The 22,031-nt window shown below is 67.2% G+C and carries 18 protein-coding genes; 8 read left to right on the top strand and 10 right to left on the bottom strand.

Going from position 1 to position 22,031, the window contains the following annotated elements:
- Positions 1 to 9: 9 nt before the first annotated feature.
- The 6 genes from CHB86_RS07590 to xylF form a co-directional block, all read right to left on the bottom strand.
- Complete coding sequence (locus CHB86_RS07590; protein ID WP_089232389.1) at positions 10 to 1,269, bottom strand: MFS transporter; 1,260 nt, start codon at positions 1,267 to 1,269, stop codon at positions 10 to 12.
- A gap of 159 nt (positions 1,270 to 1,428) precedes the next feature.
- Positions 1,429 to 2,733, bottom strand: a complete 1,305-nt coding sequence (gene xylA, locus CHB86_RS07585; protein WP_089232388.1) for a xylose isomerase — start codon at positions 2,731 to 2,733, stop codon at positions 1,429 to 1,431.
- Positions 2,730 to 4,172: a xylulokinase gene (gene xylB / locus CHB86_RS07580; RefSeq protein ID WP_089232387.1), complete on the bottom strand. Its 1,443-nt coding sequence runs from the start codon at positions 4,170 to 4,172 to the stop codon at positions 2,730 to 2,732. Before xylB ends, xylA begins: the two co-directional genes overlap by 4 nt.
- Positions 4,172 to 4,945 carry an ATP-binding cassette domain-containing protein gene (locus tag CHB86_RS07575; RefSeq protein ID WP_089232386.1) on the bottom strand — a complete coding sequence of 258 codons (774 nt, stop codon included), beginning with the start codon at positions 4,943 to 4,945 and terminating at the stop codon, positions 4,172 to 4,174. The genes xylB and CHB86_RS07575 overlap by 1 nt, the downstream gene beginning before the upstream one ends.
- 3 nt (positions 4,946 to 4,948) lie before the next feature.
- Positions 4,949 to 6,247, bottom strand: a complete 1,299-nt coding sequence (locus CHB86_RS07570; RefSeq protein ID WP_089232385.1) for a sugar ABC transporter permease — start codon at positions 6,245 to 6,247, stop codon at positions 4,949 to 4,951.
- An 83-nt stretch (positions 6,248 to 6,330) separates the two neighbouring features.
- A complete protein-coding gene (xylF, locus tag CHB86_RS07565) occupies positions 6,331 to 7,356 on the bottom strand; it encodes a D-xylose ABC transporter substrate-binding protein (RefSeq protein ID WP_089232384.1) in 1,026 nt (341 codons plus the stop codon).
- Positions 7,357 to 7,656: 300 nt separating this feature from the next.
- Here xylF and CHB86_RS07560 point away from each other — a divergent pair, with 300 nt between their 5' ends.
- Both CHB86_RS07560 and CHB86_RS07555 read left to right on the top strand, forming a co-directional pair.
- Positions 7,657 to 8,841 (top strand): ROK family transcriptional regulator, encoded by a 1,185-nt coding sequence (locus CHB86_RS07560; protein ID WP_342747453.1) that lies wholly within the window; start codon positions 7,657 to 7,659, stop codon positions 8,839 to 8,841.
- Positions 8,838 to 10,415: a CRTAC1 family protein gene (locus CHB86_RS07555; protein ID WP_089232382.1), complete on the top strand. Its 1,578-nt coding sequence runs from the start codon at positions 8,838 to 8,840 to the stop codon at positions 10,413 to 10,415. The genes CHB86_RS07560 and CHB86_RS07555 overlap by 4 nt, the downstream gene beginning before the upstream one ends.
- A 204-nt stretch (positions 10,416 to 10,619) precedes the next feature.
- Here the strand turns inward: CHB86_RS07555 and CHB86_RS07550 are convergent, their stop codons facing one another.
- Both CHB86_RS07550 and CHB86_RS07545 read right to left on the bottom strand, forming a co-directional pair.
- Positions 10,620 to 11,954: a cytochrome-c peroxidase gene (locus CHB86_RS07550; protein WP_245837803.1), complete on the bottom strand. Its 1,335-nt coding sequence runs from the start codon at positions 11,952 to 11,954 to the stop codon at positions 10,620 to 10,622.
- A gap of 22 nt (positions 11,955 to 11,976) precedes the next feature.
- Positions 11,977 to 13,035, bottom strand: coding sequence for a LacI family DNA-binding transcriptional regulator (locus CHB86_RS07545; protein WP_089232381.1), 1,059 nt, complete (start codon positions 13,033 to 13,035; stop codon positions 11,977 to 11,979).
- 193 nt (positions 13,036 to 13,228) lie between these two features.
- On the opposite strand from CHB86_RS07545, the gene CHB86_RS07540 reads away from it, so the two are divergent.
- Genes CHB86_RS07540 through CHB86_RS07520 form a run of 5 tightly spaced genes read left to right on the top strand, consistent with a single transcriptional unit; the run spans position 13,229 to position 19,002 of the window.
- The gene (locus CHB86_RS07540) at positions 13,229 to 14,287 is read left to right on the top strand and encodes a sugar phosphate isomerase/epimerase family protein (protein WP_089232380.1); all 1,059 of its coding nucleotides are present in this window, start codon (positions 13,229 to 13,231) and stop codon (positions 14,285 to 14,287) included.
- Between the two features lies 1 nt (position 14,288).
- On the top strand, positions 14,289 to 15,437 hold the full coding sequence (locus CHB86_RS07535; RefSeq protein WP_089232379.1) for a Gfo/Idh/MocA family protein: 1,149 nt from the start codon (positions 14,289 to 14,291) through the stop codon (positions 15,435 to 15,437).
- 8 nt (positions 15,438 to 15,445) lie between these two features.
- Entirely contained in the window at positions 15,446 to 17,002 is a 1,557-nt protein-coding gene (locus CHB86_RS07530; protein ID WP_089232378.1) for a sugar ABC transporter ATP-binding protein, read from the top strand.
- Positions 16,995 to 17,996: an ABC transporter permease gene (locus CHB86_RS07525; RefSeq protein ID WP_089232377.1), complete on the top strand. Its 1,002-nt coding sequence runs from the start codon at positions 16,995 to 16,997 to the stop codon at positions 17,994 to 17,996. The genes CHB86_RS07530 and CHB86_RS07525 overlap by 8 nt, the downstream gene beginning before the upstream one ends.
- A 55-nt stretch (positions 17,997 to 18,051) precedes the next feature.
- Positions 18,052 to 19,002: an ABC transporter substrate-binding protein gene (locus CHB86_RS07520; RefSeq protein WP_217898279.1), complete on the top strand. Its 951-nt coding sequence runs from the start codon at positions 18,052 to 18,054 to the stop codon at positions 19,000 to 19,002.
- A 73-nt stretch (positions 19,003 to 19,075) separates the two neighbouring features.
- On the opposite strand, the gene scpC is transcribed toward CHB86_RS07520, so the two are convergent.
- Entirely contained in the window at positions 19,076 to 20,593 is a 1,518-nt protein-coding gene (gene scpC, locus CHB86_RS07515; RefSeq protein WP_425445411.1) for a succinyl-CoA:acetate CoA-transferase ScpC, read from the bottom strand.
- 410 nt (positions 20,594 to 21,003) lie between these two features.
- Here scpC and CHB86_RS07510 point away from each other — a divergent pair, with 410 nt between their 5' ends.
- Entirely contained in the window at positions 21,004 to 21,726 is a 723-nt protein-coding gene (locus CHB86_RS07510) for a lysophospholipid acyltransferase family protein (protein ID WP_176442801.1), read from the top strand.
- 9 nt (positions 21,727 to 21,735) lie between these two features.
- On the opposite strand, the gene CHB86_RS07505 is transcribed toward CHB86_RS07510, so the two are convergent.
- Positions 21,736 to 21,975: an Lrp/AsnC ligand binding domain-containing protein gene (locus CHB86_RS07505; RefSeq protein WP_089232374.1), complete on the bottom strand. Its 240-nt coding sequence runs from the start codon at positions 21,973 to 21,975 to the stop codon at positions 21,736 to 21,738.
- Between the last annotated feature and the right edge of the window lie 56 nt (positions 21,976 to 22,031).

Genomic DNA, 22,031 nt, shown 5'->3' with positions numbered 1-22,031 from the left:
GTCGCCCGGTCAAGGTTCCTGTCTGTCGCGGGTCGGCGCCGGGGGCGGGCGGTTGTCGCGGCTCTTTCGCAGCAGCCGGCCGATGGTGAAGGAGGTGCGCGGCGTGTAGACATACGGGGTTCGCCGGACCTTGATGCGGCCCACGCGCATCCGCGCGATGCTGAAGACGAGCAGCACCGCATGCGCCGCCGCGATCATGCCGAAAAGCGCGGAGGGACCGAAAGCCTCGATCAGGCTCGAGGCAAAAAGCGGCGCGCCGATTGCGCCCACGGCGAAGAAGAACATCAGCGCCGCCGAGAGCTCCACCCGCTCGGAGCTGCGGGCGAAATCGTGGGCATGGGCGGCGGCGACGGAATAGACCGGGAAGGTCGTGATGCCGAAGACGAGCGCATTGGCAAAGATCGCGACGTTGCCGGCGGCGCCGAGCGTGACCGTCGCGAGACAGCTCGCAATCGCGGCGACAGAGAGCGCCACCAGCACGTGGCGGCGGTCGAACCGGTCGGCGAGCCAGCCCACCGGAATCTGCGCCAGCGCCCCGCCCAGCACCCAGGCGGCGAGGAACCAGGCGATCTGCGCCGGTTCCAGTCCGACTTCCTGGCCATAGATCGGCCCGACCATGCGGAACGAGGCCGAGGAGACGGCGGCGACGATCACCGCCGCGGCGGCGAGCGGTGACATGCGGACCGCGAGCAGGGGCCGCAGCCGGGGCGCCGAGGGCGTGTGGGGTTGCGGCATGGTCGACAGCGTGATCGGGAACAGCGCCGCGCAGCACAGGATCGCGAGGATGTTGTAGGAGACATAGCTCGCCGGTTCGAGCACGCCGATCATCAGCTGCGCCCCGATGGCCGCGACAAGGTCGACCACCCGGTAATTCGCCATCACGCGGCCACGGTTTGCGTTGTCGGCGCGTGCCTGCAGCCAGGACTCGATCACCGTGTAGCAGCCGGCGACGCAGAGCCCTGTGGCCAGCCGAAGAAGCGTCCAGGCCAACGGCGTCTGCCACATCGGGTGCGCCAGCAGGCCGATGGCGCCGGCGGCGGCAAAGGCCGCGAACGTGCGGGAATGGCCGACGGAGCCCATCAGGCGCGGCGCCCACCAGCAGCCGACGAAGAAGCCCGCGAAATGCGCCGAGCCGAGAAGGCCGATCTCGGCGCGCGAAAAGCCCAGCTCGAGGCCCGAGAGCGCGTCCAGCGGACCGACGCCGCCCGAGGAAAGCTGGAGCAGCAGCACCGACAGCAGAAGCGCGGCAAGGGAGATCAGGAGGCGCATGGGAAGGGCTCGTATTTCACCCTGCCGGGGTGGACTGGCGGGCTGCGCCGGTCTGGCCTGTTTGCGACACGGAAGTCAAGAAACCCGCCCGCCTCCGGCCGGAAAAATGCAATCGGCGGCCAAGGGGGCCGCCGAAAGCCGGTGTGATCTGTCACGCGCTCAGACGAAGCGGTTGATGTAGTTTTCCAGCCGTTCCTGGCGGCCCGAGCGGGGCTCGGGGTCGATGCCTTCGGACAGCACGCGCTCGGTGATGCTCTCGAGCGTGCCGTTCTCCAGCATGTCGCGGTTCTTGGGCGCATCCCAGCCGGCGTAGCGTTCGCCGCGCGCTTTCTCCAGCCCGCCGTCCTCCAGCATCGCCGCCGCGGCCTTGAGGCCACGGGCGCAGACGTCCATCGCCCCCACATGGCCGGCGATCAGGTCCACCGGGTCGAGCGATTGCCGCCGCAGCTTGGCGTCGAAATTGGTGCCGCCGGTGGTGAATCCGCCCGCCTTGAGGATCTCGTAATAGGCCAGCGCGACCTCGGGGACGCTGTTCGGGAACTGGTCGGTGTCCCAGCCGGACTGGTAGTCGTTCCGGTTCATGTCGATCGAGCCGAGGATGCCGAAGGCGGCCGCCATCGCCAGCTCGTGCTCGAAGGAATGGCCGGCTAGGATTGCATGGCCCTGCTCGATGTTCATCTTCACCTCGCCCTCGAGGCCGAACTCCTTGAGGAACGAATAGACGGTGTTCACGTCGTAGTCGTACTGGTGCTTGGAGGGCTCCTGCGGCTTGGGCTCGATCAGGATCGCGCCGTCGAAGCCGATCTTGTGCTTGTAGTCCACCACCATCTGCAGGAAGCGCCCGGCCTGTTGGCGCTCGCGCACGAGGTCGGTGTTGAGCAGGGTCTCGTAGCCCTCGCGCCCACCCCAGAGCACGTAGTTCTGGCCGCCGAGTTTCTTGGTGGCGTCGATGCAGTTCTTCACCGTCGCCGCGCTCCAGGCGAAGACGTCCGGATCGGGGTTGGTCGCCGCACCGGCCATGAAGCGGCGGTGGGTGAACATGTTGGCCGTGCCCCAGAGCAGCTTCGTGCCGGTGGCCTCCATCTTCTCGCCGAAATAGTCGACGATCTCTTCGAGGTTCCGCTGGCTCTCGGCAAAGCTGGCGCCTTCTGGGCGCACATCGGCATCGTGGAAGCAGAAGAACGGCTGGCCGAGCAGGGCGAACATCTCGAAGGCCACATCGGCCTTGGCCCTGGCCATCTCCATCGAGTCCTGCGGATACCAGGGGCGATCGAAGGTCCGCCCACCGAACGGATCGCCGCCCTCCCAGGCGAAGCTGTGCCAATAGGCGACGGCGAAGCGGAGCTGGTCCTCCATCCGCTTGCCCATGACGATCTCGTCGGGGTTGTAGTGGCGATAGGCCAGGTCGGTCTCGGCACTGGGATCGTATCTGATCGGCTCGATGCCGTCGAAGAAGTTAGTCATGAGAGACCTCTGAGGGCTGAATATGTGTCGCGGTAGCGCGTCTGCGCTTCGGCGAAGGCGGTCGTCAGCTCCTTCTCGGGCTCGACGACCTTGGAGATTTTCGGGACGGACGCGATCTCGGCTCCAGCGCCGGTCGCGGCCATCATCGCCAGGCGTGCGGCCCCGAAGGCGCCGCCGAAATCGCCGGCGACGGGGACCTGCACGGGCATGTTGAGCGCGGTCGCGATGGCCCGCAGCCAGTAGTCCGAGCGCGAGCCGCCGCCCACCGCGATCAGCCGGTCGAACCGCGTGCCGGTGGAGGCCAGCGCGTCGTAGCAGTCGCGGATCGCGAAGGTCACGCCCTCGAGCACCGCGGCGGTGCCGGCGGAGCGGTTGGTCGCGTGCTCCAGCCCGGTCAGGCTGCCGCGGATCTGCGCGTCGTTGTGCGGCGTCCGCTCGCCGCCGAGATAGGGCAGGAACATCGTCCGGCCGGGTGCACGGAGGCTGGCGCCGAGGTCGCCGGTCAGCGTGGCGGCGTCGGAGCCGACCAGCCCCGCATACCAGTTGAGCGCATCGGTCGCGGCGAGGATCACGCCCATCTGGTGCCAGGTGCCGGGCAGGGCATGGCAGAAGGTGTGCACCGCCGTGGCGGCGTCGGGCTGGTAGGCATCCGATGCCGCGAACAGCACGCCCGAGGTGCCGAGCGAGATGAAGGCGTCGCCCGCCTTGACCACGCCGACGCCCACGGCCGAGGCCGCGTTGTCGCCGCCGCCGCCGGCAACCACCACGCCGGCCGGCAGGCCCCAGCGGTCGGCCAGTTCCTTGCGGAGCGTGCCGGAGACCTCGGAGCCCTCGACCAGCCGTGGCATGTGATCCCGCGTCAGGTCCGAGCTGTTGAGCAGGACGTCCGACCAGTCCCGCTTGCCGGTGTCGAGCCAGCTGGTGCCGGCCGCGTCGGACATCTCGGAGACCGTCTCGCCGGTGAGCCAGAGCCGGAGGTAATCCTTGGGAAGAAGGATTTTCGCAACCTTCGCAAAGATATCCGGCTCGTTCTTCTGCACCCACATCAGCTTGGGAGCGGTGAAGCCGGGGAAGACGATGTTGCCGGTGATCTCCCGCCAGGCCGGCGAGGCGTCGAGCGCGGCGGCCTCCTGGTAGGAGCGGGTGTCGTTCCAGAGCATGCAGGGGCGCAGCACGTTCTGGGAGGCGTCCAGCAGGGTCGCCCCGTGCATCTGGCCACTGAGTCCGATCCCCTTCACGCCCGCGAGCGAGGAGGCGGCCGCGAGCCCGTCCATCGCGGCCGAGGCGGCCGCCAGCCAGTCGGCTGCCGACTGCTCCGACCATCCGGGATGCGGCCGCGACACCGTGAGCGGTGCCGTGGCCTCGGCGATGACCTTCTGGTCGTCGTCGATCAGGAGCGCCTTGAGACCGGAGGTCCCGAGGTCCAGACCGATATACATCACGCCATTCCTTTTTCCGGTTGCTTGCCGAGAATGATCATCCCGAGGATGTCGTCCTCCGTGACTTCGTCGACCTTGACGGTGCCCACCAGCCGGCCGTTCTTCATCACCGAGGCGCGGTCGCAGAGCGCCTTCACCTGGTGGATGTCGTGGTCGATCAGGAAGATGCCGAGTCCCTGCGCCTTCAGCTCGTCGATCAGTTTGGCCACCATCGCGGTTTCCTCCACGCCGAGCGCCGCGGTGGGCTCGTCCATGATGAGGATCTTGGCGTTGAAATAGACCGCTCGGCTGATCGCCACGGACTGCCGCTGGCCGCCCGAAAGGCCGGCCACCGGGGTGTGGAAGCGCTGGAAGTTGGGGTTGAGCCGCGCCATGATCTTGCGCGTCTCGGCCTCCATCAGCGCGTCGTTCACCAGCCCTGCGGACGTGACGAGCTCCCGCCCGAGAAACAGGTTGGAGGCGGCATCGAGGTTGTCGGCCAGCGCGAGCGTCTGGTAGATCGTCTCGATGTTGTACTGCCGGGCATCCCTCGGCGAGTTGATATGCGCCTCCTCGCCGTTGACGAAAATCTGCCCGCCGTCGCGCTTGTAGGCGCCCGAGAGCATCTTCATCAGCACCGACTTGCCGGCGCCGTTGTGGCCGAGCACGCCCACGACCTCGCCCGGGTAGAGGTTGATCGTGACGTCGTCGACGGCGTGGATCCCGCCGAACGACTTGCGCATGTTGCGCATCTCGACGAGCGGGGTGCCGCGGTCCTGGGTATCAAGTGGCATGGGTCAGTCTCCCGTCCGCTTGCGGTAGAGGATGTCGACATAGACGGCGAAGACGAGCACGATGCCGACGACGATGTTCTGGTAGGGCGCCTCGACGCCGACCATCGCCATTCCCGATTGCAGCGACTGCATGATCAGCGCGCCGAGGATGGCGCCATAGATCGTGCCGATGCCGCCCGAGAGCGCCGTGCCGCCAATGACGGCCGCCGCGATCACGCGCAGTTCGTCCAGCGTGCCGATGTCGTTGGAGTGGAAGTTCAGGCGGGCCGAGGCCACGACTGCCGACAGCGCGCAGAGGAAGCCGACGATCGCAAACACCTTCACGGTGAGAAAGCGGATGTTGATGCCGGCGAGCTCCGTCGCCTCCGGGTTGCCGCCGGTCGCGAAGATGTAGCGTCCAAGCCGGGTGCGCTGCGCGACGACGGTCATCACGATGGCCACGACGATCAGGATCAGCACCGAGTAGGGCACGCCGTAGACGGCCGTGTAGCCCTCGGGCATGGTCTCGCCTCGCGCGTCGAAGATCCGGCGCAGGCGACCGATCGGCACCTCGTAGGAGTTCAGGATCCAGACGAAGCCGAGGATCGCGCCGACGGCGATCGCACCGATGACCGCCTCGGCCCAGATGGGCTTCACGGGGAAGTCATGGCGCACCTTGTTCCGGCGGGCATTGATCATCAGGTAGACCGTGAAGGCCGCGGCGAGCGCCCCCAGGATCCAGGAGCCGGTTGCGCCCATCGTGCCTTCGATGCCGCCCAGCGTGACGTAGGTCTCGTCGAGCGGGCCGATTGTCTGGCCGCGCGACAGGTGCCAGGCGACGTTGCGCCAGACGAAGAGGCCGCCCAGCGTGACGATGAAGGCCGGGATCGTCAGGTAGCCGATCAGCCAGCCGTGGAAGGCGCCGATGGCGGTGCCGACGACGAGGCCCACGAGGATCGCGATCGGCGCGATCATCGGCGAGCCGAGCGGCAGGCCGACCAGGTTCGGCAGCCAGGCCGTCTGCGTCATCGCCATGAAGGCGGAGCATGTGGCGAGCAGGGCGCCGACGCTCAGGTCGATGTGGCGGGTGACGATGACGAAAACCATGCCGGTCGCCATGATCGCGACGGAGACGGTCTGGATCGTCAGGTTGAAAATGTTGCGGGGTGTCAGGAACCGGCCGCCCGTCCAGACATCGAAGACGATGCAGATAACGACAAAGGCCCCGATCATGCCGAGCAGGCGGGTGTCGATCTCCATGGTGTCGAGGATGTTCCGGCGGGTCTTTTTCGGCAGGTCGCGGGTGTCCGTGCTATCGGCCATTTGGGCGCTCTCCGGGGTGCGCGTTCCGAGGGCCCCCGCCGCATTCGGCGGGGGCTTGGTGCTTTCAGCGGATGTGCTGTGCGTCAGTTACAGGGCGCGGGGCCGCTCTCGACGCCCTGGCAGAGCGCCTCGACCGAGATCCAGCCGGCGTCGGTGACGGCGGTCAGGTTGTCCTGGGTGACCGGAACCGGCTCCAGGAACTTCGCGGTCATGGTCGTGCCGGCGGGCGAGGTCCACTCGGCGGCGCCTTCGATGTCGGCCATTGCCGTGCCACCGGCCAGCGCCACGGCGATCTCGCCGGCGGCCTTGCCGAGGTCACGGGCGTCCTTCCAGACCGAAACCGTCTGGGTGCCCTTGGCGACGCGGTTCAGCGCGGCGTGGTCGCCGTCCTGGCCGGATACCGGAATGCCTTCCATGCCCTGCGCGGTGAGCGCGGCCACGGCGCCGCCGGCGGTGCCGTCGTTGGAGGCGACCACGGCGTCGACCTTGTTGTCGTTCGCCGTCAGGATCTGCTCCATGTTGCGCTGCGCGTTCGCCGGCAGCCAGCCGTCGGTATAGGCTTCGCCGACGATGGTGATGTCACCGGCGTCGATCGCCGCCTGCAGCACTTCCTGCTGGCCGCCGCGGAGGAAGTCCGCGTTCGGATCGGTGGGCGAGCCCTTGATCATCACGTAGTTGCCGTTGGGCGCGGCCTCGAGCACGGCGCGGGCCTGCATCCGGCCGACCTCGACGTTGTCGAAGGTCAGGTAGAAGGCGCGCGGATCTTCGATCAGGCGGTCATAGGCGATGACCGGAATGCCTTCGTCCGCGGCCATCTGAACCGCGGGGATCACCGCTTCGGTGTCCTGGGCGAGCACGATCAGCGCATCGACGCCCTGCGCCATCAGCGCCTCGACGTCGGAGAGCTGCTTGGACGAGGACGACTGGGCGTCCGCGGAGACGTATTTCGCGCCGCCGGCCTCGAGGGCCGCGACCATCGCTGCCTCGTCGGTCTTCCAACGCTCTTCCTGGAAGTTCGACCAGCTGACGCCCACGGTCAGGTCCTGGGCGAGCGCGGTTGTGGTGAACGCGGTCGTCAGTGCGGCAGCCGCAATGAAAAGGTTACGCATGAATTCCTCCCGATTTTACCCTGCGTGAAGGGCAGGGGTAGCCCATGGGCTCCCCTGGTGCCGACCATCGCGTCATTTATTTCATTTGTCAAAATAAAAATCGACAAGGATACGGGTGTATGTTTGATTGGATGGCGCGAGTTGTGTCTCTTCGGCACTTTTTGCCCGGAATTTCTGCATTGCAGAATTGTTATTATTTGGAAGGCTGAATGAATGGTGGGTCTGAAAGCTACGGATTCGGTGTCACGACTTCTGCCGCCTTCAGGTTGCGGGCCCATCCTTTCGCCCCGAGAGACGGCCGTGCTGCCGTTGCGCCAGCAGGTTTTCGACTGCATCCGCTCGCAGGGGCAACTCTCGCGGATCGACGTGGCGAAACGGCTCGAGGTCAGCCCGGCGAGCGTGTCCACCCAGGTCGCCGATCTGCTGGGCGCGGGGCTTCTGCAGGAAGTCGAGGTTCCGCGTGATCCAAGCAGCCGGGGACGGCCGCCGGTGGCGCTGGAGGTGCGCCCCGAGGCAGGCTACGTCGCCGGCATCAAGCTAAGCGACCTGGTCCATACCGGTGTCATCGTCGATTTCTCCGGCCGCCCGGTCGCCGAGGCGAGCCTTCCCCGCACCAGCCTGCGCACCGACCTCGATCTGCTGGTCGAGGAAGCCGACGCGCTGCTCGTCCGTCTTCTGAGCGAGGCCGGCATGAAGCGGAGCGACATCGCGGCCCTCGGGGTCGGCGTTCCGGGGATGGTCGACCACGCACGGGGCGTTGCCCTCTGGTCGCCGATCATCCGCGGAATCGATCTGCCGCTCGCCTCGCTGATGTCAGACCATCTGGGCCTGCCGGTCTATGTGGACAACGACGCCAACCTGCTGACACTGGCGGAACTCTGGTACGGGGCGGGCAGGGCCTTGCCGGATTTCGCGGTCGTCACCCTTGAGTATGGCGTCGGGATGGGGCTGGTGATGGATCACCGTCTTTACCGTGGCGCGCATTCCGTGGGGATGGAGATCGGCCACACCAAGGTGCAGCTCGACGGCGCGCTCTGCCGCTGCGGCCAGCGCGGCTGTCTCGAGGCCTACGTGTCCGATTATGCGCTGGTGCGCGAGGCCTCGGTCGCGCTCGATCTGCACCGTACAGCGTCGGGCAGCGCCCAGGTCATGCTGGAAAGCCTCTACGACCAGGCCAAGGCCGGCAACGAGGCCGCGCGCACGATCTTTCGCCGCGCCGGGCGTTTCCTCGCGGCCGGGCTCGCCAACGTGATCAACCTGTTCGATCCGTCGCTGGTGATCCTGTCCGGGGCGCGGATGAAATACGATTACCTCTACGCCGAGGACGTGCTCACGGAGGTGCGGGAGATGACGGTGAACAAGGGGCGCACCCTGCCCAGGATCGAGATCAACGCCTGGGGCGACCTGGTCTGGGCGCGTGGCGCGGCGACGCTGGCGCTCGAGGCACAGACTGCGGCCCGCTGCGCCGGGGAGGCCGCGGCATGACGCGCCTGGCGCTCGGGCTGCTTCCGCTTCTCGCCGGTTTGCCCGCCTTCGGCGGCGAGGTCCGCTTCGAGGATGCACGCGCTGCGCTGCCGGTCGAACATGTCTATTCCGGTGGCTGGGAGCATTTCGTCGGCGGCGGGCTCGCCACCTTCGACTGCAATGGCGACACCCTGCCGGACATGTTCGTGGCCGGCGGCGAGGCCCCGGCGCGGCTATTCGTGAATCGGACCGAAGGCGCCGGCGCGCCGCTGTCCTTTGCGCTCGGGCAGGGCATCCCGGAGCTTTCCGGCGTGACCGGCGCCTATCCTCTGGACATCGACGACGACGGATTGCTGGACCTGGCCATACTGCGGGTGGGGCCCAACGTCCTGCTGCGCGGGCAGGGCGACTGCCGTTTCGAGGATGCCACGGCGGCGTTCGGGCTGGAGGCGGGGGACCGCTGGACCACGGCCTTCTCCGCGACCTGGGAGCCAGGCGCATCCCGTCCAACACTCGCCTTCGGCAACTACGTCGACCGCAGCGATCCCGAGGGCCCCTTCGAGGCCTGCGACGTGAACGAGCTGCACCGGCCCGAGGGGCTGGGCTACGGCCCGCCGGTCCTGCTGGAGCCGGGCTTCTGCGCGCTGTCGATGCTGTTCTCCGACTGGATGCGTGCCGGCCGGCAGGACCTGCGGGTCTCGAACGACCGTCATTATTATGTGCGCGGCGGCGCGGAACAGATGTGGCGGATGGGCGAGGCGCCGGCACTGCTCGGAGCAGAGGATGGCTGGAAGAAATTCTCGATCTGGGGCATGGGCATCGCCAGCCGCGACCTGAACGGCGACGGTCGGCCCGACCTGGTGCTGACCTCCATGGCGGATCAGCTGACGCTGCTGTCGGACGGGGTGTCGGACTACGTGCAGGCCCCCTACGAGATCGGCACCTTTGCGCAACGCCCGCACCTCGGCGACGACGGTCGGCCCTCCACCGGCTGGACGGCGCAGTTCGGCGATGTCGACAACGATGGCCGGGACGACCTGTTCATCGCCAAGGGCAACGTGGACCAGATGCCGAGCAACGCGATCAACGACCCGAACAACCTGCTTGTGCAACAGCCCGACGGCACCTTCGCCGAACGCTCGGTGGAGGCCGGGGTGGCGACGACGGAGCGGTCCCGAGGGGCGGCTCTGGCCGATTTCGACGGGGACGGCCGGCTGGATCTCGCGGTGGTGAACCGCCGCGCGCCGATGGAACTCTACCGGAACGTCACCGAGGGCGCCGGCAACTGGCTGACGGTGCAGCCGCGTCAGCAGGGCGGCAACGGCTTCGCCGTCGGCGCTTGGCTGGAGCTGCGCGATGCGGAGGGGCGGATCACGGCAAGGGAGATCACGGTCGGCGGATACCACGCAAGCGGCCGCGCACTGCCGGAACACTTCGGGCTCGGCGCGGCGGAGGCAGTTGAGCTGCGAGTCATCTGGCCCGACGGTGCAATGAGCGATTGGGTCGAGGTGGCGGCAAACCAGGCGGTAGAGGTCTGCCGCGATGCGGAGCGCGGACTTGAGGTCCGCCTCCCGGGAGGGCCCGCTCCGCACTGAGAGGCAACCGGGGCTCCCGCCCGTCGTCGGCGCCGCGGCGCCTCCTCCCGTTGGGCCGGGCACGCTTCGCGTGCCGGCGCCCCTGGCAAGCAATAAGCAGAACACCCGCTGAATGCTCGCGCCGCCGCGCGCCTGCGCGCGGCCCGGCCCAACGGGAGGAGGCGCATCCTTGATGCGTCGACGACGGGCGGGAGTGCTCCGTGGCTACCTGTCGACCGGCAGGCCGCTGGGCACGCTCTCCGGTACGCCGAACCGGCCGGAGAGGCTGGCATCGTCCGTCAGGCTCTCAAGGAAGGCAACGAGCGCCGCCAGATCCGCGTCACCGATCTCGCGCGCCTCACTCCCCGCGGCCGCAGAAATGCGCGCCGCCTCCGCCGGGTCGTCAAGCGCCGCCCAGACGGGCTTGCCCTCGAAGTCGTGCAGGATCGGCTGGCTCCTGTCGAAGCTTGAGAGGCCGGCACTCGGGTCGACGTGATGGGCGAGGAAGGCCGCGAGGTCGCGGTGCGAGCCGGTATGTCCGTAGGGAGCGGTCGCCGCGACGTTTCGCAGGCTCGGCGTGAGAAAGGCGTAGAGGTCCTCTTCGTGCCCGGTCACCCGGAACCGGCCCTCGTCCCGCGAATGGCTCTCGAAACGCTCCGCCTTGCCCGGCCCGAACTGCGGCACGCCCATCGCGTGAAACCCGTGGTCGGTGAAGAAGGGGCCGGAATGGCAGGTGCTGCACCCGGCCTCCCCGAAAAACAGTTCCATTCCACGCAGCGCGTCCCCGGTGAGAGGCTCTTGGCCGCGGAGGTGGCGGTCGAACGGGCTGTCATCGGCGCGCCATTCGACGGCGATGAACTCGGCGATGGCGTCGGAAATGTCGGTGAAGCTCACCGCTTTTCCGGCGGCCACCTCCGGAAGGGCGGTTTCGAAGGCGGCCTGGTATTCGGGAATGCCGCGCACCCGTGCGGCGATCAGGTCCCAGGCGCCGCCCTCGCCGGTCAGCCGCCCGGAGCGCACGGCCTTGGAGATTTCGTTCTCGCCGTAATGGCCGGCCATCTCGTCGGGACTCAGCACCGGGAACATGGTCTGGGCGGAGAGCACGCCGGAAAAGCCCTGGACCATCTCCTGGGCGAGCGGCGTGCGCAGGCCGTTGGGCTGCGACGGGTCGGCCTGGATGCGGCCGTCGTGGAACAGCGTGGTGAATTCCCGCGCGCCGAGGTTGAACAATGCCGGCGCGTTCCGGGGTACGCGCTGCTCGGGCATGTTGTCGGGGTCGGGGCGGCGCTCCGGGCCGAGGCCGATGCCACCCTCGCCGATCGTCAGCGAGACGCCGTCGGAGGTGCCGAAGCGGGGGTGGTGGCAGGTGCCGCAGGCGATGTTGCGGTTGCCGCTCAGGATCGGATCCCAGAACAGCAGGTGTCCGACCTCGGCCAGCGGCCTGATGACCGGCGCATACATGTCGTCGGTGACGGGCGGTGGCAGGTCGAGCGCCCGCCCGGTGGCCGGTGCAAGGCCGAGCAGCAGGGCAAGGGCTGCGGCATGTGTCGTCTGTCTCACGGTTCCTCCTCCCGCGGGCCGCCTAGCCGGCGTTCTGCCGGGCGTCGACCGGAGGCGGCGCGGTGCTGAGCCTTTCCACCAGTTCGACCGGCAGGACCAGCCGCGGCACCGGTCCACGCTGGCGATCCTGCGGCGGGATTCGCATCCGTTCAAGCAGCATCCGCGCCGCGGCGCGACCGATCTCCACCCGGGGCTGGTGGATCGTCGTGAGCGGCGGGATGAAATGCGCGGTGATCTCGAGGTCGTCGAACCCGACCACCGACACATCCTCCGGCACCCGCACGCGCCGGCGATGCAATTCGCCGATGAACCCCATCGCCATCTCGTCGCTGGCGCAATGCACCGCCGTCGGGCGGTCGGGCGTCTCGCACCAGCGCCGCGCGGCATCGGCGCCGGATTGCAGCGAGAAATCTCCCGCGTAGAACCAGTCGTCCCGGCAGGGGAGGCCGGCCGCCTGAAGCGCCTCTCGTGTGCCTTGCCGGCGGGTGACGGTCAGCACGTTGTCCGGCGGGCCGCAGACATGGCCGACGCGCCGGTGCCCGAGCTCGATCAGGTGGCTGACCGCGCGTTCCGAGGCGGCGCGGTTGTCGATCGTCACCTTCGGCCGTTCGATCTCGTCGATCCATTCGCAGGCAAAGACCATCGGCGCACGCACCTCCGGCGTGCCCCGGTTCAGCAGCAGCTCGCGATTGAGCATGCCATCCAGCACGATCAGCCCGTCGGTCTGGTTGTGACTGAAGTATTCCGGGAAGCGGTGGTCGTCGGGTGAGGTCGGCGTGGTGTCGGTGATCAGCACGTTGTAGCCGGCGGCCGACATGACCTCGGCGATCCCCGACAGGATCTTGGCGAAGAACGGGTTGCCGAGGTTGGGGAGCAGCACCGCGATCGCGCCGGTCTCGCGTCGCCGAAGGTTCCGCGCCATGACGTTGAGCCGGTAGCCGGTTTCCGAGATCGCCCGGTACACGGTCTCCCGCGTCTTCTCGCTCACCACTTCCGGCGAGGAGAGGGTCCGGCTGACGGTCGCCGTGGAAACGCCGGCCGCGATGGCCACGTCTCGGATGGATGGGGCACGCTTTGTCATTGCTGTGTCTCGTTCTGCCGGCCTGCCGGTGTTTTCGGGTGCCGACGCTTTTGCCGAGATTAGCAGCTCGATGGTACTTGTAAACGATTACATCAACCGTATGATGCCAATGTAATGGATTACATAAGGGATTCGCGGGGCCGAGGAGGGGCTGTGCGAATGCTGTCTGTCTCGTCGCTCGAGGAGGAATACGATGAAGACGATCAAGGGGCCCGCCCTGTTCCTGGCGCAGTTTGCCGGTGACGAGGCGCCGTTCAATTCCTGGAACAGCATCACCAAGTGGGTCGCCGATTGCGGCTATGTCGGTGTTCAGGTGCCAAGCTGGGACGGCCGGCTGATCGACCTCGCCAAGGCGGCGGAGAGCAAGGATTACTGCGACGAGTTCAAGGGGGTGGCCGAGGCCAACGGCGTGCAGGTGACGGAGCTTTCCACCCACCTGCAGGGGCAGCTCGTGGCCGTGCACCCGGCCTATGATACCGCCTTCGACGGCTTTGCGGCGCCGGAGGTGCGCGGCAACCCGACGGCGCGGCAGGAATGGGCCGTGGAGCAGGTGAAAATGGCGCTGACCGCGTCGAAGAATCTCGGCATCACGGCGCATGCGACCTTCTCGGGCGCGCTGGCCTGGCCCTATATCTACCCGTGGCCACAGCGGCCGGCGGGGCTGATCGAGACGGCCTTCGACGAGCTGGCGCGGCGCTGGAAGCCGCTGCTCGACCATGCCGAGGCATGTGGCGTGAACGTCTGCTACGAGATCCATCCCGGCGAGGACCTGCATGACGGGGTCACCTTCGAGATGTTCCTCGAACGGGTGAACAACCACCCGCGGGCGATGATGCTCTACGATCCCAGCCACTACGTGCTGCAATGCCTTGATTACCTGGACAATATAGACATCTACAAGGACCGGATCGGGATGTTCCACGTCAAGGACGCGGAGTTCAATCCGACCGGCCGGCAGGGTGTCTATTCCGGCTATCAGAGCTGGGTGGACCGGGCCGGGCGGTTCCGGTCGCTCGGTGACGGACAGTGCGATTTCGGGGCGATCTTCTCCAAGATGGCGGCCAACGACTTCGACGGCTGGGCCGTGGTCGAATGGGAATGCTGCCTCAAGCACCCCGAGGACGGGGCCCGCGAAGGGGCGCAGTTCGTCCGCGACCATATCATCCGCGTGACCGAGAAGGCCTTCGACGATTTCGCGGACAGCGGCGCCGACGAGGCCGCCAACCGCAAGATGCTCGGAATCGGAGGCTGACATGGCGGATCGCATCAGGCTTGGCATGGTCGGCGGCGGCAAGGACGCCTTCATCGGTGCCGTCCACCGTATCGCCGCGCGGATCGACGGGGAATACGAGCTGGTCGCCGGGGCGCTCAGCTCCACGCCGGAAAAGGCGCAGGCAAGTGGCGCGGCGCTCGGGCTGGCGCCCGACCGGACCTATGGCGATTTCCGCGAGATGGCGATCCGTGAGAACCGGATCAAGGGCGGGATCGAGGCGGTGGCGATCGTCACGCCCAACCACATGCACTACCCGGTCGCGCGGGAATTTCTGAAACGCGGCATCCACGTGATCTGCGACAAGCCGCTGACATCGACCCTGCCGGACGCGCGCAAGCTCGCCAAGCTGGCCCACGAGAGCGACGCGCTGTTCGTGCTGACCCACAATTACACCGGGTACCCGATGGTGCGTCAGGCCCGCGAGATGGTGGCGCGGGGCGAGCTGGGCAAGATCCGGGTTGTGCAGGTGGAATATCCGCAGGACTGGCTGACCGAGGCGGTCGAGCAGACCGGCACCAACAAGCAGTCCGAATGGCGGACCGATCCGGAACGCTCCGGGGCGGGGGGCTCCACCGGGGACATCGGCACCCATGCCTTCAACCTCGCGGGCTTCGTGACCGGGCTGGAGCTGGAGGCGCTCTCGGCCGACCTGCAGAGCTTCGTGCCGGGGCGGCGGGTCGACGACAACGGCCACGTCATGCTGCGCTACAAGGGCGGCGCGCGCGGGATGCTCTGGTGCAGCCAGGTGGCGCCGGGCAACGAGAACGCGCTGCGGCTCCGGGTCTATGGCGAGAAGGGCGGGCTGGAATGGGCGCAGGAGGATCCGAACTACCTCTGGTACACGCCCTTCGGCGAGCCCAAGCGGTTGCTGACCCGCGCCGGCAGCGGCGCGCGGGATGTCGCGGCGCGGGTGTCGCGGACGCCGGGCGGGCACCCGGAAGGCTACCTCGAGGGCTTCGCCAACATCTACGCCGAGGCGGCTCGGGCGATCCGGGCGAAACAGGCCGGCGCAGCGATCCCGGGAGACGTGGTGTTCCCGACGGTCGATGACGGGCTGGCCGGGGTCGCCTTTGTCGATGCCTGCGTCCGCTCTTCGGCCCGCGACGCGGCCTGGGTCAAGCTGGCGTGAGGGAAACCATGCAAGCGACGACCCTTCAATCGGGCCAGCCGGAGCCGCCGCCGGGACAGGCGGCGGTCCCGGCGCTGGCGCTGCGCAACGTGCAGCGCTCCTTCGGGCCGATCCGGATCCTGCATGACATCGGCATCGAGCTGCATGCCGGCGAGGTCCACGCGCTGATCGGCGAGAATGGCGCCGGCAAGTCCACGACGATGAAGATCATGTCGGGCTATCTCGCCCCCTCGGCGGGCGAGATCCTGCTCGACGGCGTGCCGGTGAGCTTTGCCCGGTCGCGGGAAGCCGAAGCGCGCGGCGTGACGCTGATCCACCAGGAGTTCAACCTCGCGCAGCTTCTCTCGGTCGAGCAGAACATCTTTCTCGGCCACGAGCTGAAGCGCGGCTGGCTGCTGGATCACGCGACGATGCGGGCGCAGACCCGCGATCTGCTGGCGCGGCTGGAAACGCCGCTCGACCCGAGGGCGCAGGTCTCGTCGATCTCGGTGCCGGAAAAGCAGATGGTGGAGATCGCCAAGGCGCTTACCCGGCAGGCGCGGGTGCTGATCATGGACGAGCCCACGGCGGCGCTCACCAATCGCGAGACCAGCGTTCTGTTCAAGCAGATCGAGCGGCTGAAGGCGGAAGGGGTGGCGATTCTCTATACCTCCCACAAGCTCGACGAGGTCGCCCGGATCGCCGACCGGGTGACGGTGATGCGCGACGGGCGCATCGTGCGCAGTGCGCTGCGCGGCGAGATGAACGAGGACCAGATGGCCGAGGCCATGGTCGGGCGCGAGCTGAGCGACATGTTCCCCGCCAAGCGCCCCGCCGATGGCGCCCCGCCGGTGCTGGAGGTGCAGCGCTTCTCGGTCGGCGATGCCGTCCGCGACGTGTCGTTCACGCTCCGGCGCGGCGAGATCCTTGGCTTTGCCGGGCTCGTCGGATCGGGGCGGACCGAGCTGATGGAAGGGCTGATAGGCGTGCGCCACTCCAGCGGCTCGGTCGCGATCAATGGCGCGCCGGTTCACCTGCATTCGGTCGAGGCGGCGATGGCCGCGGGGCTGGTCTACCTGCCCGAGGACCGCAAGGAGCACGGGCTGATCCTGACGCAGGACATGCGGCGCAACCTGACGCTCCTGGCGTTGAAAAAGTTCTCCAACCTGCTTGTCGACAAGCGGGCCGAGGAGGCCGCGCTCGACCGCGCGATCCAGGAGTTCGACATCCGCGCCCCGGAGCGCAGCGTGCTGGTGGGCAACCTCTCGGGCGGCAACCAGCAGAAGCTGCTGCTGGCCAAGATCATGCTGGCCGATCCGCAGATCGTCATCATCGACGAGCCGACGCGCGGCATCGACGTCGGCACCAAGCAGCAGTTCTACGGCTTCATCCACAGACTGGCGGGAGCGGGCCATTCGGTGATCGTGATCTCCTCGGAGATGACCGAGGTGATCGGTCTCTGCGACCGGGTGGCGGTGATGCGGCGCGGCCGGATCGCAGGCGAGGTTCAGGGCATGGACGTGAACGAGGATACTATCGTCCGCCTCGCGATGGGACTGGAAAAGAAGGGCAACAGCAATGGCTGAGCAAACCACGAATGCCCCGGGCAAGGCAGGGTTCAAGTTCGATCTTCAGGCGCTCGGGCCGATCCTGGCGCTGGTTGTACTGGTGGTGATCGGCACGCTTCTGAACCCCGATTTCCTCGGCCAGCAGAACATCACCAACGTGCTGTCGCGCTCGGCCTTCATCGGAATCATGGCGGTCGGCATGACCTTCGTGATCACCGCGGGCGGGCTCGACCTGTCCGTCGGGTCGATGACGGCCTTTATCGCAGGCATCATGATCATGATCATGAACGCGCTGATCCCGTCGCTCGGCACAAGCTGGGGGGTGATCCTGATCGGTATGGGCGCAGGGCTGGCCCTGGGCGCGCTGGCAGGGGCGGTCAACGGGTTCCTGATCACCCGAATGGGGATAGAGGCCTTTATCGTGACGCTGGGCTCGATGGTGATCTTCCGCAGCCTCGTGACCTGGCTGGCGGACGGCGGCACGATTTCGTTGAACTTCGCGCTCGGCAGTCTCTACGAGCCGGTCTACTACGGCGGGCTCTTCGGCATCCGCTGGCCGATCATCGTCTTCGCCGTCGTGGCGATCCTCGGCGAGATCGCCATGCGCCACACCGCCTATGGTCGGCATTGCGCCGCCATCGGCTCGAACGAGCAGGTGGCGCTCTACTCGGCGGTCCATGTCAAGCGCGTGCGGATGCTGACCTACGTGGTGCTCGGCACGCTCGTCGGGCTCGCCTCGGTGCTCTACGTGCCGCGGCTCGGCTCGGCCTCGAACTCCACCGGCCTGCTCTGGGAGCTGGAAACGATCGCGGCCGTCATCATCGGCGGCACGCTTCTGTCGGGCGGCTTCGGCCGGGTCTGGGGCACCGTGGTGGGCGTGCTGATCCTCGGGCTGATCGACAACATTCTTAATCTCACGGACCTCGTGAGCCCCTATCTCAACGGGGCGATCCAGGGCGTGATCATCATTCTGGCCGTTGTGCTGCAACGCGCCAGGAAGTCATCCCGCTGATGGGAGGCGCGCTCCGGGGAGGGGCGCAGAACTGGGAAACCTAGGGAGGAAGAGTATGATTATGAAACACCTTTTCGGCGCAACCGCGGTTGCCATGGTGCTTGGCGCCTCTGGTGCCTTCGCGCAGGAGACCACGGTGATCGGCGTGTCGATCCCGGCGGCGACGCATGGCTGGGCCGGCGGCATGAACTTCCATGCGCAGGAAGCCATCGACCGGCTCGAAGCGACCTATCCCGAGCTCGATTTCGTGCTCGCCACGGCCTCCGACCCGGCCAAGCAGGTCAACGACATCGAGGACATGATGGCCACCCGCAACATCGACGCGCTGGTGGTGCTGCCCTTCGAATCCGAGCCTCTGACCGCGCCGGTGAAGCGCGTGAAGGACAGCGGCGCCTGGGTGACGGTGATCGACCGCGGCCTTTCGGAAGACGGCATCGAGGATCTCTATGTCGCCGGCGACAACCCGGGCTTCGGCACCACTTCCGGCATGTTCTTCAAGGAGATGATGCCCGACGGCGGCAAGATCGTCGTGCTGCGCGGCATCCCGACCACGATCGACAACGAGCGGGTCGAGGGCTTCCAGGCAGCCATCGAGGGCTCGGGCATCGAGATCCTCGGCATGGAGCACGGCAACTGGAACCGTGACGACGCCTTCACCGTGATGCAGGACTTCCTGTCCAAGTATCCGGAGATCGACGCGGTCTGGGCCTCGGATGACGACATGGCCATTGGCGTGCTGGCGGCGATCAAGGAAGCCGGCCGCATGGACGAGATGTGGGTGCTCGGCGGCGCCGGCATGAAGGAAATGATTGCCCGCGTCCGCGACGGCGACCCCTATGTGAAGGCCAATGTGACCTATCCGCCCTCGATGAGCGGCACGGCGATCGAGCTCACGGCGCTCAACTTCGTCTCCAACGCCCCGGTCTCGGGCAAGTTCGTGATCGGCTCCGTGCTGGTGACCCAGGAGAACGCCGAGAAGTTCTACTTCCCGGACAGCCCGTTCTGATCCAGTCGCACGGCAAACAGCAAAGCGCCCGGCATCTCTGTCGGGCGCTTCTTTTGTCACGCGCTCGCTGCGCTCAAGGGCGCATGGTGCCGGTGTCGATGAACCGCTGGTGCCAGGACAGCGCCTCGCTCGGCAGCGACGGCGTCTGCAGGCCATAGGCATCCCGCTTGGCGCGCTCGAAGTAATCCTCGAGCATCGGGCGATAGTCGGGGTGCGCGCAGTTCTTGATGATCGTCTGGGCCCGCTTCTTGGGCGACAGGCCGCGCAGGTCGGCAAGGCCCTGTTCGGTGACAAGAACCTGCACATCCTGGGTGATGTGGTCGACGTGGCTGGCCTGCGGCACGATGGTCGAAATCTTGCCGCCCTTGGCGACCGATGGCGAGACGAAGATCGAGATGAAGGAGTTCCGTGCGAAATCGCCCGACCCGCCGATGCCGTTCATGATGCGCGAGCCCATCACCAGCGACGAGTTCACGTTGCCGTAGATGTCGGCCTCGATCATGCCGTTCATCGAGATGCAGCCAAGGCGGCGGATCACCTCGGGGTGGTTCGAGATCTCCGTCGGGCGGAGGATCACCTTGTCACGGTAGAAATCGAGGTTCTCCCGGAACCTGACGGCGGCTTCGGGGCTGAGCGAGAAGGCGGTGGAGGAGGCGGTCAGTAGCTGGCCGGAATCCAGCAGGTCCATCATCCCGTCCTGCAGAACTTCGGTATAGGCCTTCAGGTCGTGGAACGGCGTATCCTTCAGCCCGTCGAGCACCGCGTTGGCCACGTTGCCGACGCCCGATTGCAGGGGCAGCAGCCGGTTCGTGAGCCGGCCCATCTTCACCTCGTGCTGGAGGAACTCCATCAGGTGCGCGGCGATGGTGCGGGAGGTGTCGTCGATCGGCGAGAACGGCGCGTTGCGGTCCGGCAAGTCGGTCACGATGACGCCGGCGACCTTGTGCGGGTCGCAGCGGAAGGTCGGCTGGCCGATGCGCGCGTCGGCGGAGACCATCGGGATCGGCACGCGGTTGGGGGGCAGGGCGGTGCCGTAGTAGATGTCGTGCATCCCCAGCATCCGCTCGTCGTGCCAGCTGTTGACCTCGAGGATCACCTTCTCCGCGCAGTCGATCCAGGTCTTGTTGTTGCCCACGGAGGTCGCGGGGATCAGCGAGCCGTCCTCGTTGACGCCGGTCACTTCGATCACCGCGACATCGAGCTTGCCGAAGAACCCTTCCCAGACCATCGGGGCGACGTGGCTGAGGTGCATGTCGAGATAGTCGATCTCGCCGCGGTTGATCTTTTCCCGGCCCACCGGATCGGAGTTGTAGGGCAGCCGGTATTCGATGGCATCCGACTTCGACAGGGCGCCGTCCAGCTCGGGGCCGGTCGAGGCGCCGGTCCAGAGGTTGATCTTGAAGTTCTCGCCGGCGTCATGGGCCGTTTCGATACGTTCGGCCAGCGCCGGTGGCAGCGCCTTGGGGTAGCCGGACCCGGTGAATCCGCTCATCCCGACGGTGTTGCCCGACTGGATGAGCGAAGCCGCGTCTTCCGCGGTCATGATTTTCGAGCGCAGGAAGGCGTTCTTGATACGGTCCGACGATGTCACGATTGATTCCTCCGGGTTTTCCCGGCGCGGGGCCGGGGGATGTCCAGCGGCGCGGGCCAGTGCCCGGCGCCTCCTCAACGACAAACCTCATCGAAAGCTACCGCTGCGTCCGCATGCCGGTGGTTTTGTGAGGCTTGACAGATTGATAGGCAGAAACCCCACCCCTCAGCAATGTGACGAGGCGCCACTTGACCGCCCAAAACGGGATACCCGCTAGGCCCTGGTGGCATGGCAGGCCGAAGCCTTCCCTGGCGCGGCTTGCCGGGCCGCGGCGGCTTTGCGTTGACAGCGCGGCGAATACGCGGGACAGGCTGCGCGCAGAGGGGGAGTGCCCGGACGGCATCGGGGCGCTTGCGGCCCCCGCGCTGGCAGGCCCCGCCAGACCTTGCCCCGATCCGGAAGGACACCCGTTGCAAATTCTCAAGCGCCTCGCGCTCATCGTCATCGGCCCGGCGCTGTTCCTGTTCATCTGCGCGGCGCCCTATGTCTGCGACCGCAGGCGTGGTTTCCGGGCCTGGTACTGGCGGCTCGTGCCGCGCTCCTGCGGCTGGCTCCTGTGGTTCCTCAGCATTCGGGTTGAGATCAGCCCCGAGGCGCGACAGCGCCTGGATGTGGATGTCAACAGCCTCTTCGCGGTGAACCACCGCAGTCACCTCGACGGGTTCGCGCTTCTGGCGAACGTGCCTGCCACGAAGTGGGTGACCTTCGGCGCCAAGAAGGAACTGTTCGACAATCGCCTGATCGGGCGCGGGTTTCGCGCGGCCGGCCTCGTGGAGATCGACCGCAAGAGCGGCAGCCAGGCGTTGCAGGTGCTTACGCGGGCCGTTGAGGCGATGCCACTCCGCCGCTCGCTGATCCTGTTCCCCGAGGGTACGCGGGCGCGGGGCGAGGCGCTCGGCGGGTTCAAGGCAGGCATCCTGCTGGTCGCGCGCGCAACCGGGCGCAGCATTCGCCCGGTCGTCATCGCGGGCTCGGATGCACTGCTTCCGCGTGGCGCTCTCATGCCGCGGGCGGGGACGATCCGGATCGAGGTGATGGAGAGCTTTCACCCGGACACGGGTGCGAGCGTGGACGCCGATGTCGATCGCCTGCGCGCCGGGATGGTGGCCACCTACGACGCGATGCAGGGCTGAGCCTGTCGTCTAGAAGGCGCGGAAGGTCATGGTCGTCAGAGTGCGCTGCACGTTCTCGACGCTGGCCAAGTTCTCGTTGATGTAATGGCCCACGTCCTCGCCCTCCGGGATGTAGAGCTTCAGCAGCAGGTCGTATTCGCCCGAGGTGGAGTAGAGCTCCGAGTGGATCTCGCGCAGGGCGATGGCATCGGCCACCTGGTAGGTGGTGCCGGGGGCGCAGCGGATCTGGACGAAAACGCAATGGCTCATGGCGAGGCTCCTTCCGGTGGTGCCCGCCAACCATCGCGGATTTGCCGCCAAGCGCA

This window comes from Tropicimonas sediminicola (assembly GCF_900188335.1).
Lineage (GTDB): Bacteria > Pseudomonadota > Alphaproteobacteria > Rhodobacterales > Rhodobacteraceae > Tropicimonas > Tropicimonas sediminicola.
The sequence above is the reverse complement of the archived record's forward strand: the minus strand, read 5'-3'. Positions and strand labels throughout refer to the sequence as shown.

What these genes read in the sequence shown, in the direction of transcription:
- CHB86_RS07535 (WP_089232379.1), top strand. Translation starts at nt 14,289, where the DNA reads ATGGCGGATCGCATCAGGCTTGGCATGGTCGGCGGCGGCAAGGACGCC.
- CHB86_RS07505 (WP_089232374.1), bottom strand. Translation starts at nt 21,975, where the DNA reads ATGAGCCATTGCGTTTTCGTCCAGATCCGCTGCGCCCCCGGCACCACC.
- CHB86_RS07570 (WP_089232385.1), bottom strand. Translation starts at nt 6,247, where the DNA reads ATGGCCGATAGCACGGACACCCGCGACCTGCCGAAAAAGACCCGCCGG.
- xylB (WP_089232387.1), bottom strand. Translation starts at nt 4,172, where the DNA reads ATGTATATCGGTCTGGACCTCGGGACCTCCGGTCTCAAGGCGCTCCTG.
- CHB86_RS07525 (WP_089232377.1), top strand. Translation starts at nt 16,995, where the DNA reads ATGGCTGAGCAAACCACGAATGCCCCGGGCAAGGCAGGGTTCAAGTTC.
- CHB86_RS07575 (WP_089232386.1), bottom strand. Translation starts at nt 4,945, where the DNA reads ATGCCACTTGATACCCAGGACCGCGGCACCCCGCTCGTCGAGATGCGC.
- CHB86_RS07530 (WP_089232378.1), top strand. Translation starts at nt 15,446, where the DNA reads ATGCAAGCGACGACCCTTCAATCGGGCCAGCCGGAGCCGCCGCCGGGA.
- CHB86_RS07545 (WP_089232381.1), bottom strand. Translation starts at nt 13,035, where the DNA reads ATGACAAAGCGTGCCCCATCCATCCGAGACGTGGCCATCGCGGCCGGC.
- xylA (WP_089232388.1), bottom strand. Translation starts at nt 2,733, where the DNA reads ATGACTAACTTCTTCGACGGCATCGAGCCGATCAGATACGATCCCAGT.
- CHB86_RS07590 (WP_089232389.1), bottom strand. Translation starts at nt 1,269, where the DNA reads ATGCGCCTCCTGATCTCCCTTGCCGCGCTTCTGCTGTCGGTGCTGCTG.
- CHB86_RS07520 (WP_217898279.1), top strand. Translation starts at nt 18,052, where the DNA reads ATGATTATGAAACACCTTTTCGGCGCAACCGCGGTTGCCATGGTGCTT.
- CHB86_RS07540 (WP_089232380.1), top strand. Translation starts at nt 13,229, where the DNA reads ATGAAGACGATCAAGGGGCCCGCCCTGTTCCTGGCGCAGTTTGCCGGT.
- xylF (WP_089232384.1), bottom strand. Translation starts at nt 7,356, where the DNA reads ATGCGTAACCTTTTCATTGCGGCTGCCGCACTGACGACCGCGTTCACC.
- CHB86_RS07555 (WP_089232382.1), top strand. Translation starts at nt 8,838, where the DNA reads ATGACGCGCCTGGCGCTCGGGCTGCTTCCGCTTCTCGCCGGTTTGCCC.